Raw genomic sequence first — 14,996 nt, forward strand, 5'->3', positions numbered from 1 at the left:
TCCGGCTGGCGGCGCAAGCGGCTCTCGACGCGGGTATGGTCCGGCGCATGACACAGCGCAAGACCCGGGTGGCGGTCGTTTTCGGCGGGCGGAGTACCGAGCACGGCATTTCCTGCGTCTCGGCCGGGAGCGTGTTGGAGCATCTTGATCGGGACCGCTTCGAGGTCCTCCCGGTCGGTATCACCCCCGAGGGCGCGTGGGTGCTGGGTACCGACGATCCCGAGACGCTGCGGATCCGGGACCGCAAGGAACCGGAGGTGCTGCCGAGTACGCCTGTGGCGCTGCCCGGTGATCCGACCCGGCGCGAGCTGGTGGTGCTCGAGTCCGGCCGGGGCGGCGAGGTGCTGTCGTCGGTCGACGTGGTCTTTCCCGTGCTGCACGGTGCCTTCGGTGAGGACGGCACCGTCCAGGGCCTGCTGGAGATGGCCGAGGTGCCCTACGCGGGTGCGGGAGTGCTCTCCAGCGCGGTGGCCATGGACAAGGAGTACGCCAAGAAGCTGCTGGCCGCCGAGGGGCTGCGGGTGGGCACCTACGAGGTGCTGCGCCGCGACGAGGAGACGTTGAGCGCGGAGCAGCGGCAGCGGCTCGGACTGCCGGTGTTCGTCAAGCCGGCCCGCGCCGGGTCCTCTCTGGGCATCACCCGTGTGACCGACTACGGCGACCTGGAAGCGGCGATCGCCGAGGCGCGCCGCACCGACCCGAAGGTCATCATCGAGTCCGCGGTGACCGGCCGTGAGGTCGAGTGCGGGGTGCTGGAGTTCCCGGACGGGCGCGTGGAGGGCTCGTTGCCGGCCGAACTGCGGGTCACCGGGGACAGCGACTGGTACGACTACGAGTCGAAGTACCTCGACGACGTCACCGAGTTCGACATCCCGGCCAAGATCGGGGACGACGCCGTCGAGCGGGTGCGCGAGGACGCGGTCACGGCGTTCCGCGCGCTGGAGTGCCAGGGGCTGGCCCGGGTGGACTTCTTCGTGACAGAGGACGGGACGCCGATCGTCAACGAGGTCAACACCATGCCCGGATTCACCTCGATCTCGCTGTATCCGCGCATGTGGGCCCAGACCGGCGTGGATTACTCGGCGCTGCTGAGCACCCTCATCGACACCGCCGTGGCCCGAGGCACCGGCCTCCGCTGAAGTGACGGGAGCGCAACCGGCGGGGGTAACCGCCCCCGCTTTTTCGGTGGTTACCTGTTTTCGCGCGAAACCGGGTAACCACCGTCCCCGCTAGGGGAACACGTCCTGCTTGGGTAGAGTTCGGGCGATCACCTTGGAGACCTCCTGGATCGGGCCGGTACCCACCTGCTGCGAAACGGTCAGCGCGATGTGGACCGGCCGGTCGGCGGCCAGCCACGTGGTCCTGCCCCCCTGTCTGATCGCCAGCCACTCGACCCCGGAGACGGCCGTGAGATGCGAGGTCGGTGTGAGTTCGCGGGGAGCCCGCAGCCCGCAGCGCAGGGTGACGGGATCGTGCTCGGCATCGCCCCAGGCGACCGTGGCCTCCGGTGCGGGCCGGGCCAGTTCGCGTCGCGGTACCGGATCGTCGTGGATCGACAGCTCGGGGGGGAGGGCCGCCAGCACCGTCGCGCACTCCCGACTACCGGCTTCCGGTGCCCGGACCGGCGGTACCGCCAGTGGCCCGCTCCGCCGCGCCTGCTGTTCCGCCTGCTTCGCGGCGGCGGCCCGGTCCCGCTGGGCCTCGCGATGTTGCCCGATCAGTCCGATCGTGGCGACACCGGCCGCCAACAGCACACCGAGCGTGACCGCCACGATCAGGACGACGCGCGGTGCTTTCGGCTCCGACTGGTCACCCACGTCGCCCACTGTAGGCAGGCCTACAGATGAACCACCGGACAGGTGAGGGTACGAGTGATGCCTTCCACTTCCTGGATGTTGGCCACCACCATCTTGCCGAGCAGATCCACGTTCTCGGCCTCGGCGCGCACCACCACGTCGTACGGGCCGGTGACGTCCTCGGCGCTGATGATTCCGGTGGAGCCGGAGATCGCGGAGGCCACTTCGGCCGCCTTGCCGACCTCGGTCTGGATGAGGATGTATGCCTGGACCACGGTGTGCCCCTTCAGTAGCCGGTGCTCGAGTAGGAAACTGTCGCAGAAGTTATCCCATTGAACCGAGCGAGTGCTCAAGAAAGGAAGGTCTCGGTTGGGTCCGGATTCGTCACAGGACGCGCAGACCGTCTCACAACTGGGTGAGTTCGGGCTCATCCGACGAGTGACCTCCGGCCGCGGGCAGTCCCCGGGGACCCTGCTCGGTCCCGGGGACGACGCCGCCGTGCTCTCGGCCTCCGACGGCCGGGTGGTGGCCACCACCGACGTGCTCGTGCAGAACGTGCACTTCCGGCTGGACTGGTCCACGCCGCACCAGGTCGGCCGCAAGGCCGTGGCGGTGAACCTGTCCGACATCGCCGCCATGGGGGCGGTCCCGACCGGCCTGCTCGTCGGCCTGGCCTGTTCGGCCGAGGAGTCGACCACCGTGGTCGACGGACTCGCGGCGGGCATGTGGGAGGAGGCGCGCGGGGTCGGCATCGACCTGGCCGGTGGTGACATGGTCACCTCCACCACGCTGACCGTCTCCGTGACGGCGCTGGGGGAGCTGGAGGGACGTGAGCCTGTGACGCGGTCCGGGGCCCGTCCCGGCGACGTCGTCGCGGTCGCCGGACGCCTGGGGTGGGCCGCTGCCGGGTTGGCGGTGCTGGCTCGCGGATTCCGCTCGCCGCTGGCCGTGGTCGGCGCGCAGCGGGTCCCCGAACCGCCGTACGAGGCCGGGCCACTGGCCGCGGCGGCGGGCGCGACGTCGATGATCGACATCTCCGACGGGCTGCTGGCCGACCTCGGTCACGTGGCCGAGGCCTCGCAGGTGTCCATCGACGTGCGCGGTGATCAGGTGGAGATTCCGCAGCGCCTGATCGAGGTCGCCTCGGCGCTGGGGGCCAATCCGCAGCACTGGGTGCTCACCGGAGGGGAGGACCAGGCGCTGGCCGCGACCTTCCCGGCCGAGCGGTCGCTGCCGCAGGGCTGGACCGCGGTCGGGACGGTGGGCCGAGGCCGAGGGGTCACCGTCGACGGCGCCGACTACGACGAGCAGGAGGGCTGGCAGCACTGGAGATGAGGCCGCCGGTGGTGGCACGCGGACTCGTGCCACCACCGGCAGGAGCTCAGACGGCCTTGGTGGTCGGGGCCCCGCTGGACGGGGCGTCCTCCACCAGCGGCTGGCCCGCGGTCTCCTTCATCAGCAGCACCGGGACGATGCCCAGCGCGGCGGCGGCCATCAGGTAGTAGGCCGGGAAGAAGGCGTTGCCCGTCGCGGTGACCACGGAATCGTTGATCAGCGGGGTCGTGCCCCCGATGGCCGAGGTCGCGACGTTGTAGCCGATGCAGAAGGCCGCGTAGCGCACCTTCGTCGGGAACATGGCCGGCAGGGTCGCCGCCAGCGGTCCGATCAGCTGGACGTGGCAGATCCCCATCAGCGCCAGCCCCAGCAGGGTGGTGATCCAGGTTCCCTGGGCGATGAGCATGAAGGCCGGGTAGGACAGCACGAGGAAGCAGACGCAGGCCGACAGGAACACCGGTTTGCGGCCGACCCGGTCGGAGAGCCGACCCACGAACGTGATCAGCGCCAGCATCATGATGATGACGAGGACCAGGGGAACCAGTGCCGCCGTGTCCGTGATGTCCAGCGTCTGCTTGAGGTAGGTGGGCATGTAGGTCAGCAGCGTGTAGTTGCCGACGTTGATGATGACCACGATGCCCATCAGCACCAGCAGCGTGCGCCAGTGCTCGACGATCATCGACTTCAGCGGGGACTTCGCCAGGCTGTTCTGCTGCTTCAGGTGGTTGAAGGCCGGTGTGTCCTCGAGCTTCTGGCGCAGGTAGAGCCCGACGCCGCCGAGCGGGCCGGCGATGAGGAAGGGGACGCGCCATCCCCACGAGTGCATGTCCGACTCGCTGAGGCTGATGATCAGCCCGGTGGGGACCAGCGCGCCGAGGCCGAAACCGACCAGCGTGCCGAACTCCAGCCAGCTGCCGTAGAAACCGCGGCGCTTGTCCGGGGCGAACTCCGCGATGTAGGTGGCGGCGCCACCGTACTCACCACCCGTGGAAAAGCCCTGCAACATGCGGCACAGCAGGAACAGGACCGGCGCGAAGATGCCGATCACCGAGTACCCGGGCAGCAGGCCGATCACGAATGTGGAGCCCGACATGAGCAGGATCGTGACCGCCAGCACCCGCTGACGACCGATTCGGTCCCCCAGGGGGCCGAAGAACAGGCTGCCGAAGGGACGTAGCAGGAATGAGACGGCGAAGACGCCGAAAACCGAGAGCGTCTGGACCGCTGCGTTGTCGCCGGGGAAGAACGCGGCCCCCACGTAGGTGGCCACGTAGGCGTAGACGCCGAAGTCGTACCACTCCGTACAGTTTCCGATGGCCGCCGCGGCCACCGCACGGCGTAGCAGGGACCGCTCCTTGGGCGGTAGTTCACCCGTGTCCGTTGAGGTCATGAGCTTGTGGGCCACCTCCGGTGTGTCATCTACGGTGCGTGAGCGATTCGAGTGCTCGGAACGTAGCCGAAAGAGCGGTGTCAGACCACCAAAGCACCTTGTTGTTTGATTGTCGACGATCGTTTCGCGAACTTGAGTTACCTTCGAGTTACGATTGGTTGCCGTGTGAAGCGGTAGTGAGTCGCAGCTGGTGGTTGGCGGGGCGATGTTGTCGCTCGGCAGTGGTGGCGGCCATTGTGGGGCAGCACACTACGCGGATCCACCCAAAAGAGTGTGATGACGATCACAGTTCCTATTCGTTTCGCATATGTGATGAGCGACGAGGGGTGTTCGCGGAGTGGATCACCCGCCTCGCTACGCTCGGGTGCGTGACGGCACGTCCTTTGCATGAGGTGATGGAGCCCGGTTGGGCCGAGGCGCTCGAACCGGTGGCGGATCGGATCGCCGGGATGGGTGACTTCCTGCGTGCCGAAGTGGCGGCGGGCAGGCGCTATCTTCCGGCGGGCGAGAACGTCCTGCGCGCGTTTCGGCAGTCCTTTCGCGGTGTTCGCGTTCTCATCGTCGGCCAGGACCCCTACCCGACACCGGGGCATCCGGTGGGGCTGAGCTTCTCCGTGGCTCCCGATGTCCGGCCGGTGCCGCGCAGCCTGGCCAACATCTTCACCGAGTACTCCGAGGATCTCGGGCACCCCCAGCCCGGCAACGGTGATCTCACGCCGTGGACCGAACGCGGTGTGCTGCTGCTCAACAGGGCCCTGACGGTCGAACCCGGCAAGTCGGCCTCGCACCGGGGCAAGGGGTGGGAGGAGATCACCGACCAGGCCATCCGCGCGCTGGCGGCACGCCCGGAACCCATGGTGGCCGTGTTGTGGGGACGTGACGCGCGCAGCATGCGTTCCCTGATGCCCGACGTGCCGTGCGTCGAGTCCCCGCACCCGAGTCCGATGTCGGCGAACAAGGGTTTCTTCGGGTCGCGGCCCTTCAGTCGCGTCAACGACATCCTGCGCGAGCGGGGGGAGGACCCCATCGACTGGAAACTGCCCTGAAGAGGTGTTTCCGCTCACCGCGACGCCTGCCGCATGCGGGTGATCCCTCCTGGCCGGGGCCGGTCGCCCGGCGAAGAGGGGGTAGAGCGCGCGGTCGGCAGCGAGCAGCACTTCGTCCGTTGCGGCAGCTGCCGGCGGTTTCGCGCGAAACCGGGTAATCCGCACGAGGACGGCGAAGGTTACGTGGCCTTACGTCGTCCGAGTGCTTCGTCGCCTCGGAAGGCAACTGCGTCGAGGACAGCGCCGGGTTCCCACGGCCGCCGGAGAGCCCCCGGCGGCCGACACGGAAAAATCCCGGGACGGCTCACTCGGCCGCCCCGGGGGCTCAGACGTACGGTGTCGCTCAGCCGCGCGAGACCTTGCCTGCCTTGATGCAGGAAGTGCACACGTTCATGCGCTTGCGCTGCGAGATCCCGACCTTGGCGTGCACGGTCTGAATGTTCGGGTTCCACCGGCGCTTGGTGTGCCGGTTCGAGTGGGAGACCGCATGGCCGAAGCCCGGCCCCTTGTTGCAGACGTCGCAGACGGCAGCCACGTCAGACACCCCTAACTTCGCGTTGATGTCCTCCCTCGCACGCGGCGGGGAAGCCTCGGTGACAGCGCTGAGGGGCCACGCGTCGACTCTCACATGAGGTCTTGTCACCCCAGGGTGAATGCGCGCTCACCGCCCCTCCGGCGGTACCGTCCCGGACGGGCCGGTCCACAGCCTCCGGAACGGACAAAGTCTATCGCACCGGCCAGCGGTCGCTGACATCACCTCACCCGGCGCGGCAGTGCCCGGTCCTCACGACCTGTGTGGATATCCTCGAACCGGAGCAACGGACGTGGGAGGAGACCGAGGGTGCTGCGGGCACTGGACGGAGCGGCCGCCATTCGCTGGGCCGAGTTGTCGGTGGCCGCGCTGGCCCACGACCGCGATGCCCTCGACCGCATCAACGTCTACCCGGTGGCCGACGGCGACACCGGTACGAACCTCCTCCAGACCATGCGCTCGGCCGTGTCCGGGCTCGATCCGACGACGCACACGAGCCTGCGTCAGGTGCTCGGCACCCTCGCCCGGGGCGCGCTGCGGGGTGCCCGCGGCAACTCCGGCATGTTGCTCTCGCAGGTGGTGCGTGGTCTCGCCGAGGAGCCGGAAGAAGCCCCGGACATGGACGGGGAGTCCTTCCGTCGCGCCCTGCGGCGAGCGCACGAGCGGGCGCGGCAGGCGGTGGCCGAACCCGCCGACGGCACGCTGCTGTCGGTGCTGCACGCCGCCGCCTACGTCGACAGCCGGGCGGCGGAGCTGTCCATCGCCGTGCGGGAGGCGACCACGGCCTCGATCCGGGCGCTGGAGGCGACCACGCGCCAGTTGCCGGCCCTGACCGCCGCCGGGGTGGTGGACGCGGGCGGGCGTGGGCTGGTGGTGCTGCTGGACGTGCTGCACGCCGTGGTCAACGACGGAGACCGGCTGGCCCCGGAGACCCCGGAGGCCGCCGGGTCCGAGGCGTCGCGGCACGGATCCCGCTACTGCTACGAGGTGATGTATCTCCTCGCGGAGAGCACCGAGGAAGCCGTGAGCGGGCTGCGCGACAGGCTGGTGAGCCTCGGCGACTGCGTCTCCGTGGTCGGTGACGGCGAGTCGTCCTGGGCAGTGCACGTGCACTGCGATGACATCGGTGCCGCCATCGAGTCCGGTATCGGGACCGGCAGAGTGAGCCACATCCGGGTGACCCGCTTCGCCGATCAGGCGTCCCCGGGGGCCAGGCCCGAGCGTGCCGTGCTGGCCTGCACCCGGGGTCCCGAGGTCACGGAGCTGTTCCGCTCCGAGGGGGCCACTGTGCTGCGCCTCGATCCGGAACGTCCCGCGGGTGTCGACGACCTGGTGGCCGCGATCGACGACACCGGCGCCCGGCACGTGCTCGTGCTGCCGAACGACGGGACGCTGACTCCGATCGCCGAGGAGGCGGCCGGGAGAGCCACGGGAGAGGACCGCGAGGTCGTGGTGGTGCCGACAGCCTCGCCGGTGCAGGGGTTGGCGGCCCTCGCCGTGCACGATCCGCGGCGCCGTACGACCGAGGACACCGTGGCGCTGGCCGAGGCGGCCGCGGCGACCCGGCGGGGCGAACTGCTCGTCGCGCGGCGGCGGGCACTGACCTGGGTCGGCTACTGCGAACCGGGCGACGTCCTCGGGCTCGCCGACGGGGAGGTGGTGCTCATCGGCGGTGATCTCGTCGACTCGGCCCGCGACCTGGCCGACCGGATGCTGACCACGGGCGGCGAGCTGGTCACCGCGTTGATCGACGAGAACGCTCCGGACGGGCTCGCCGAGGAGCTCGAGCAACACCTGCGCCGCACCCACCCCGAGGTCGAGCTGAGCTGCTACCGCGCCGGTGATCTCGCCGAGGTGCTGTTGCTGGGTGTGGAGTAGTGATGTCGGTGAGGTCGGATAACGTGCTCGACGTGCACGAGAGCGGAGCTGATCAAAGTGCGCAGATCTCTCGCTTCGGCGGTGGGGTGAGCACGTTGCTACGATCACGCTGCCTGGTGATGACCAAGCTGGGCGCTGAATTGGCGGGCGGGCAGTCCGTGCCAGCCTGTGGAGACCTCTGGGTAACCATGTCTGCGAAGCAGGAACCACCCGTCGGTCGCAGGGCCGACGGGAAACCCCCGGCTCCGGCCGTGGGAGGAAGTCAAGCGTGATGACCACCGGGGATACCAAGCTCGATCGGGTGCTGGGCGCCAAGACCGCCAAGGCGTTCGACTCGTCCCTCGGCCTGTCCACGGTGGGCGACCTGCTGCGCCACTACCCGCGTCGCTACGCCGAGCGCGGGGAGCTGACCGCCATCGCCGGGCTGGAGATCGGCGAGCACGCCACGGTGCTGGCGCAGGTGGAACGCGTGAGCAAGCGCAGCATGCGTTCGCGGCGCGGCACCATCGTCGAGGCCCGCATCACCGACGGCCACCGCTCGCTGAACTGCACTTTTTTCAACCAGGCCTGGCGAGAGCGCGAGCTGCTGCCGGGTCGCAAGGGCCTGTTCGCCGGTAAGGTCACCGCCTACCGCAACCAGCTGCAGTTGGCTCACCCGGAGTACCAGCTGTTCGACGCGGTCACCGAGCAGGACGAGGAGGAGCACTCGGCGGCCGAGCAGTTCGCCTCCGCGCTGATCCCCGTTTATCCGGCCGCGCAGGGGCTGCCCTCCTGGTCGATCGCGCGGTGCGTGCGTCAGGTCCTCGACGTCTGGGACGGAGCCGAGGACCCGCTGCCCCGGCAGTTGCTGGAGCGCAGGGAGTTGGAGGAACTGGAGCAGGCGCTGCGGAAGATCCACCAGCCCGCGCAGTTCTCCGAGGTGGAGTCGGCCCGGCAGCGGCTGAAGTGGGACGAGGCGCTGGCGGTGCAGCTCGTGCTCGCGCGGATGCGCGAGTCGGCCCGCGAACATCCCGCTCCGGCCTCGCCCGTTCGTCAGGAGGGTCTGCTGAGCGCGTTCGACCGGAGGCTGCCGTTCGAGCTCACCGCCGGCCAGCGCGAGATCGGCGAGCAGGTCGCCGCCGACCTGGCGCTGGAGCACCCGATGAACCGCCTGGTGCAGGGCGAGGTCGGCAGTGGCAAGACCGTGGTGGCGCTGCGCGCGATGCTGCAGGTGGTGGGCTCCGGGCGGCAGGCGGCGATGCTCGCGCCGACCGAGGTGCTCGCCGCCCAGCACGCCCGGTCCCTCTCGGGGCTGCTGGGCGAGCTGGGCACGGGCGGGGAGCTCGGTGCGCCCGAGCACGCCACTCGCGTCACGCTGCTGACCGGCTCGATGTCCGCCGCGCAGCGCAAGCAGGCCCTGCTGGACGCGGCGTCCGGGCAGGCGGGCATCGTCGTGGGGACGCACGCCCTGATCCAGGACCGGGTTTCCTTCGCCGACCTCGGCTTGGTGGTGGTCGACGAGCAGCACCGTTTCGGCGTCGAGCAGCGTGACGCGCTGCGCGCCAGGGCCGGTGACGAGGTCTCCCCGCACGTGCTGGTCATGACGGCCACACCGATTCCCCGCACGGTCGCCATGACCGTCTACGGCGACCTGGAGACCTCGGCGCTGCGTGAGCTGCCGAACGGGCGGTCGCCGATCGCCACCACCGTCGTCCCGGTCGCCGAGAAGCCGAGCTGGCTCGAGCGGGTCTGGCAGCGCGTCCGCGAGGAGGTCCAGGCCGGTCACCAGGTCTACGTGGTGTGTCCACGGGTCGGTGACGACGAGGCCGGGAAGAGGACCGCGGAGCCGGAGGACGGGACCGAGGAGCCGCCGTCGGACGAGGGCGAGGGGCAGCGCCGCCCCCCGCTGGCGGTGCTCGACATCGCCGAACAGCTGAGCGCGGGACCGTTGTCGTCGGTGCGGTTGGGCGCGCTGCACGGCAGGTTGCCCACCGACGAGAAGGACTCGGTGATGCGCTCGTTCGCGGCGGGCGAGCTCGACGTGCTGGTGGCCACGACCGTGGTCGAGGTCGGCGTCGACGTCCCGAACGCGACCGTCATGGTGATCATGGATGCCGACCGCTTCGGGGTCAGCCAGCTGCACCAGCTGCGCGGCCGGGTGGGGCGTGGCAGCGCGGCGGGGTTGTGCCTGCTGGTCAGCGAGGCGATGGAGGGGACGACGACCCGGGAACGGCTCGACGCGGTCGCCTCCACCACCGACGGCTTCGAGCTCGCGCGCCTCGACCTGCAACTGCGCCGGGAGGGTGACGTCCTCGGCGCGACGCAGGCGGGCCGCAAGTCGACCCTGCGGATGTTGTCGTTGCTGTCCGACGAGGAGCTGATCGCCCAGGCGCGCGCGGAGGCCGACGCCTTCGTCGGTGACGACCCGGAGCTGACCCGCTACCCGGGTCTGTCCCGGATGGTCGCCGAACTCGTCGGCGACGACCGGGCCGACTTCCTCGACAAGACCTGACACGACTGTCGATCAGTGACTGAGAATTTCTTTCGCTAAAAAATATTGGATTTTTTCTCATGTGGCCGCTCTTGTGTCTCGATTCGATTGAGCAGGTCAGCGGCCAAACGCGGGTAATCGCCACTTCCATCACGCGGGATGAGTTGCCGTGGAGGAGAATTTTCGGGGTAGTGTTCGGATATCGTCCGCACTGTCCCAGGAGGTAGCCGGCATGTTCGGCAAGGTCCTCGTCGCGAACCGCGGCGAGATCGCGATTCGTGCTTTCCGCGCCGGATACGAGCTCGGAGCGGGCACCGTCGCGGTGTTTCCCCACGAAGACCGGAACTCGTTGCACCGGTTGAAGGCCGACGAGTCCTACGAGCTCGGCGAGCCGGGCCACCCCGTCCGGGCCTACCTGTCCGTCGAGGAGATCATCAACGCGGCACGCAGAGCCGGTGCCGACGCGATCTACCCCGGTTACGGATTCCTCTCGGAGAATCCGGAGCTGCCCAGGGCGTGCCGTGAGGCGGGCATCGACTTCGTCGGCCCGAGCCACGAGATCCTGCAGCTGACCGGCAACAAGGCCAGGGCGGTGCAAGCCGCCCGCGAGGCCGGGGTGCCGGTCCTGGAGTCCTCGGACCCCTCGTCCGACGTCGACGAACTGATGCGCACGGCGGAGGGCATGACGTTCCCGCTCTTCGTCAAGGCCGTCGCCGGTGGTGGCGGACGCGGGATGCGCCGCGTCAACGAGCCGGAGTCGCTGCGCGAGGCGCTGGAAGCCGCGATGCGCGAGGCCGAGTCGGCCTTCGGGGACCCGACGATGATCCTCGAGCAGGCCGTGGTCAACCCGCGCCACATCGAGGTGCAGATCCTGGCCGACGGCGAGGGCAACGTGGTGCACCTCTACGAGCGGGACTGCTCGGTGCAGCGACGCCACCAGAAGGTCGTCGAGATCGCCCCCGCGCCCAACCTCGACCCCGCGCTGCGCGAGCGCATCTGCGCCGATGCCGTGGCCTTCGCCCACCACATCGGCTACGTAAACGCGGGGACCGTGGAGTTCCTGGTCGACGAGCACGGCAGGCACGTGTTCATCGAGATGAACCCGCGCATCCAGGTCGAGCACACGGTGACCGAGGAGGTCACCGACGCCGACCTCGTGCAGTCGCAGATGCGCATCGCCTCCGGCGAGACCCTGGCCGATCTCGGCATGTCCCAGGACGCGGTACGGCTGCGCGGTGCGGCCCTGCAGTGCCGGATCACCACCGAGGACCCCACCAACGGTTTCCGCCCGGACACCGGCCTGATCAGCGCCTACCGCTCGCCGGGCGGTGCGGGCGTCCGGCTGGACGGCGGCACCTCCTTCGCGGGCACCAGCGTCAGCGCGCACTTCGACTCGATGCTGGTCAAACTCTCCTGCCGGGGCAAGGACTTCGGGACCGCGGTGGCCCGGGCGCGCCGCGCCGTGGCCGAGTTCCGCATCCGAGGCGTGGCGACCAACATCCCGTTCCTCCAGGCGGTGCTGGACGATCCGGACTTCGCGGCGGGCAGGATCGACACCTCGTTCATCGAGCAGCGCCCGCACCTGCTGACCGCGCGGCACTCCGCCGACCGCGGCACCCGGCTGCTGAGCTACCTCGCCGACGTCACGGTCAACCGGCCCAACGGCGAGCGCCCCACCGCGCCCGATCCCGCCGACAAGCTGCCCGAGATCGACCTGTCGGTGGATCCGCCCGCCGGTTCCAAGCAGCGGCTCACCGAGCTCGGCCCCGAGGGGTTCGCCCGCTGGTTGCGGGAGTCCGAGGCCGTGGGCGTGACCGAAACGACCTTCCGCGACGCGCACCAGTCGCTGCTGGCCACCCGAGTGCGGACCAAGGACCTCAAGGCGGTCGCCCCGCACGTGGCGCGCATGACGCCGGAGATGCTGTCCCTGGAGTGCTGGGGCGGAGCGACCTACGACGTGGCGCTGCGCTTCCTGGCCGAGGACCCGTGGGAGCGGCTGGCCGCCCTGCGTGAGGCGGCGCCGAACATCTGCCTCCAGATGCTGCTGCGCGGGCGCAACACCGTCGGCTACACGCCCTACCCGACCGAGGTCACCGAGCACTTCGTGCAGGAGGCCACCGACACCGGCATCGACATCTTCCGGATCTTCGACGCCCTCAACGACGTCGAGCAGATGCGCCCGGCGATCCGGGCGGTGCGCAACACCGGCCGCTCGGTCGCCGAGGTCGCATTGTGCTACACCGGCGATCTGTCGAACCCGAACGAGGACCTCTACACCCTGGACTACTACCTGCGGTTGGCCGAACGCATCGTCGAGTCCGGGGCGCACGTGCTGGCCATCAAGGACATGGCCGGCCTGCTGCGGCCCCCGGCCGCCGCGACGCTGGTCTCGGCGCTGCGGCGCGAGTTCGACCTGCCGGTGCACCTGCACACCCACGACACACCGGGTGGCCAGCTCGCCACGTATCTCGCGGCGATCCAGGCCGGCGTGGACGCCGTGGACGGTGCCTCGGCCTCGCTGGCGGGGACCACTTCCCAGCCGGCTCTCTCGGCGGTGGCCGCGGCCACCGACCACACCGACCGGGCCACGGGACTGGACCTGCGCGCGCTGTGCGACCTGGAACCGTACTGGGAGGCGGTGCGCAAGGTCTACCGGCCGTTCGAGTCCGGGCTGGCAGCGCCGACCGGCCGGGTCTACAGCCACGAGATCCCCGGCGGTCAGCTGTCCAACCTGCGCACCCAGGCGGTCGCCCTCGGGCTCGGTGACAAGTTCGAGGCGATCGAGGCGATGTACGCCGCCGCCGACCGCATGCTGGGTCGGTTGGTGAAGGTCACCCCCTCCTCGAAGGTCGTCGGTGACCTCGCGCTGCACCTGGTCGGCGCCGGGGTGGACCCGGAAGCCTTCGAGGCGGAGCCGCACAAGTTCGACATCCCGGACTCGGTGATCGGCTTCCTCCAGGGCGAGCTCGGAGACCCTCCCGGCGGCTGGCCGGAGCCGTTCCGGAGCCGGGCGTTGCAGGGTCGTCCGGTGGGGCGTTCGGTGACCGAGCTGTCCGAGGAGGACCGCAAGGGCTTGGTCGACAACCGGCGCGAGACCCTCAACGGGCTGATGTTCACCAAGCCCACCAAGGACTTCGCCGAACACCAGCACTCCTACGGGGACACCTCGCTGCTCAGCAGCAAGGACTTCTTCTACGGGCTGCAGTCCGGCGAGGAGTACGCGGTGGACCTCGAACCCGGTGTGCGGTTGCTCATCGGGGTGGAGGCCATCAGCGAGGCCGACGAGCGCGGCGTCCGCACCGTGATGGCGATCCTCAACGGACAGATGCGGCCGGTCCAGGTGCGCGACCGCTCGGTGGCTTCGGCGCTGCCCGCGGCGGAGAAGGCCGACCGCGCTCACCCCGGCCACGTGCCGGCCCCGTTCTCCGGTGTCGTCACGCTCTCGGCGTCCGAGGGGGACGTGGTCGAGACCGGTCAGACCGTGGCCACGATCGAGGCCATGAAGATGGAGGCGGCGATCACGGCACCGCGCGAGGGCACCGTCAAGCGACTCGCCATCGGATCGGTTCAGCAGGTGGAGGGAGGAGACCTCCTCCTCGAAATCGGTTGATTCGGAGGCTCTCCGGTCGGCCTGCGTTGCGGGTCGGGTAGGGGGGCCTCAGGCCCGCCAGTAACCCGGCCACCGCCCCCTATGGAGGCGCCGCGCGCCGCAGCGCCTGCAGCTGTGGGAGCCCCGACACCGTGTAGCCGTGCACCACGTCGGGGCTTTCCGCGCGAGGCGACGTCTGAGAACCCCGGCGGGACGGCCTGCGTGGGTGGGGAGAAAGCGGCTTCGCCGCTTGCCTGACGATGGGGACGGCTGGGCGGCGGGCCGCTGAGCCATGCAGTTCCGGAGACCGGTAGCGCCCGGCCGTGCGACCTGCGCGGTCGGGAACCGGAGCTGGTAGGTGATTGCACTCATAGGGCTCAACTTCGTGAAGTCTTCTCGCTTCCGCCTATCGTGAGCACCACGGGTCCGACTTCGGCCCGGGCCGGAGAACTCCACGAGGGGAGCTCGCAGATGCGACGCAGGAAGTCGTTCACGGCCACGGTGGCCGCGCTGACTCTCGGCAGCGTCCTCGGCGGTGGTGCCGTGGCCCAGGCCGCGCCCGCCCCACCTCCACCGGCACCGAGTGAGACGCCGTGCGCTCCGACGGCGAGGGCCTGCGTGGACCTGTCCACGCAGCAGACCTGGTTGCAGGAGAACGGTCGTGTGACCTACGGCCCCGTGCCGATCACTTCGGGCAAGCCCGCTGCTCCGACGCCGACCGGGACCTTCCAGGTGCAGTGGAAGGACGTCGACCACCGCAGCAGTGAGTTCGACAACGCACCCATGCCGTACTCGGTGTTCTTCACCCTGAACGGCATCGCCTTCCACCAGGGCAGCCTGGAACGTCCCTCCAACGGGTGCATCCACCTGTCGACCAGTGCGGCCCCGAAGTACTTCGACTCGCTGGCTCCCAGCGACGAGGTGCAGGTCGTGCGGTGAAAACCGGTGCGTCTTCCGGGT

Annotated in this window: 11 protein-coding genes; 7 read left to right on the forward strand and 4 right to left on the reverse strand. The window is 69.7% G+C overall.

All coding sequences use genetic code 11. The annotated features are described in order from the left end of the window. Positions 1-47 precede the first annotated feature (47 nt). Positions 48-1,139 (forward strand): D-alanine--D-alanine ligase family protein, encoded by a 1,092-nt coding sequence (locus FHX42_RS02685; RefSeq protein ID WP_182542556.1) that lies wholly within the window; start codon positions 48-50, stop codon positions 1,137-1,139. 90 nt (positions 1,140-1,229) lie between these two features. On the opposite strand, the gene FHX42_RS02690 is transcribed toward FHX42_RS02685, so the two are convergent. Both FHX42_RS02690 and FHX42_RS26220 read right to left on the reverse strand, forming a co-directional pair. Further along, a complete protein-coding gene (locus FHX42_RS02690) occupies positions 1,230-1,817 on the reverse strand; it encodes a DUF3515 domain-containing protein (RefSeq protein WP_328795862.1) in 588 nt (195 codons plus the stop codon). 20 nt (positions 1,818-1,837) lie between these two features. Further along, positions 1,838-2,071 (reverse strand): Lrp/AsnC ligand binding domain-containing protein, encoded by a 234-nt coding sequence (locus FHX42_RS26220; protein ID WP_182542557.1) that lies wholly within the window; start codon positions 2,069-2,071, stop codon positions 1,838-1,840. A gap of 94 nt (positions 2,072-2,165) precedes the next feature. Here FHX42_RS26220 and FHX42_RS02700 point away from each other — a divergent pair, with 94 nt between their 5' ends. Beyond that, a complete protein-coding gene (locus FHX42_RS02700; protein ID WP_182542558.1) occupies positions 2,166-3,131 on the forward strand; it encodes a thiamine-phosphate kinase in 966 nt (321 codons plus the stop codon). Positions 3,132-3,177: 46 nt separating this feature from the next. On the opposite strand, the gene FHX42_RS02705 is transcribed toward FHX42_RS02700, so the two are convergent. Next, on the reverse strand, positions 3,178-4,521 hold the full coding sequence (locus tag FHX42_RS02705) for an MFS transporter (protein ID WP_182542559.1): 1,344 nt from the start codon (positions 4,519-4,521) through the stop codon (positions 3,178-3,180). 368 nt (positions 4,522-4,889) lie between these two features. Here FHX42_RS02705 and FHX42_RS02710 point away from each other — a divergent pair, with 368 nt between their 5' ends. Then, on the forward strand, positions 4,890-5,567 hold the full coding sequence (locus FHX42_RS02710) for a uracil-DNA glycosylase (RefSeq protein ID WP_182542560.1): 678 nt from the start codon (positions 4,890-4,892) through the stop codon (positions 5,565-5,567). A 343-nt stretch (positions 5,568-5,910) separates the two neighbouring features. Here the strand turns inward: FHX42_RS02710 and rpmB are convergent, their stop codons facing one another. Next, the gene (gene rpmB / locus FHX42_RS02715) at positions 5,911-6,102 is read right to left on the reverse strand and encodes a 50S ribosomal protein L28 (RefSeq protein ID WP_182542561.1); all 192 of its coding nucleotides are present in this window, start codon (positions 6,100-6,102) and stop codon (positions 5,911-5,913) included. 306 nt (positions 6,103-6,408) lie between these two features. Between rpmB and FHX42_RS02720 the strand changes: the two genes are divergently transcribed. From FHX42_RS02720 to FHX42_RS02735, 4 genes are all read left to right on the forward strand, one after another. Then, positions 6,409-7,977 carry a DAK2 domain-containing protein gene (locus FHX42_RS02720; protein WP_182542562.1) on the forward strand — a complete coding sequence of 523 codons (1,569 nt, stop codon included), beginning with the start codon at positions 6,409-6,411 and terminating at the stop codon, positions 7,975-7,977. 268 nt (positions 7,978-8,245) lie between these two features. Beyond that, a complete protein-coding gene (recG, locus tag FHX42_RS02725; protein WP_328795863.1) occupies positions 8,246-10,468 on the forward strand; it encodes an ATP-dependent DNA helicase RecG in 2,223 nt (740 codons plus the stop codon). Between the two features lie 211 nt (positions 10,469-10,679). Continuing rightward, positions 10,680-14,057 (forward strand): pyruvate carboxylase, encoded by a 3,378-nt coding sequence (locus tag FHX42_RS02730; RefSeq protein ID WP_182542564.1) that lies wholly within the window; start codon positions 10,680-10,682, stop codon positions 14,055-14,057. 450 nt (positions 14,058-14,507) lie between these two features. Continuing rightward, positions 14,508-14,975 carry a L,D-transpeptidase gene (locus FHX42_RS02735; RefSeq protein ID WP_182542565.1) on the forward strand — a complete coding sequence of 156 codons (468 nt, stop codon included), beginning with the start codon at positions 14,508-14,510 and terminating at the stop codon, positions 14,973-14,975. Positions 14,976-14,996 lie beyond the last annotated feature (21 nt).

The organism is Halosaccharopolyspora lacisalsi (assembly GCF_014137975.1).
Lineage (GTDB): Bacteria > Actinomycetota > Actinomycetes > Mycobacteriales > Pseudonocardiaceae > Halosaccharopolyspora > Halosaccharopolyspora lacisalsi.

Coding starts and splice junctions, on each gene's coding strand:
- FHX42_RS02685 (WP_182542556.1), top strand. CDS start 48: ATGACACAGCGCAAGACCCGGGTGGCGGTCGTTTTCGGCGGGCGGAGT.
- FHX42_RS02705 (WP_182542559.1), bottom strand. CDS start 4,521: ATGACCTCAACGGACACGGGTGAACTACCGCCCAAGGAGCGGTCCCTG.
- FHX42_RS02730 (WP_182542564.1), top strand. CDS start 10,680: ATGTTCGGCAAGGTCCTCGTCGCGAACCGCGGCGAGATCGCGATTCGT.
- FHX42_RS02735 (WP_182542565.1), top strand. CDS start 14,508: ATGCGACGCAGGAAGTCGTTCACGGCCACGGTGGCCGCGCTGACTCTC.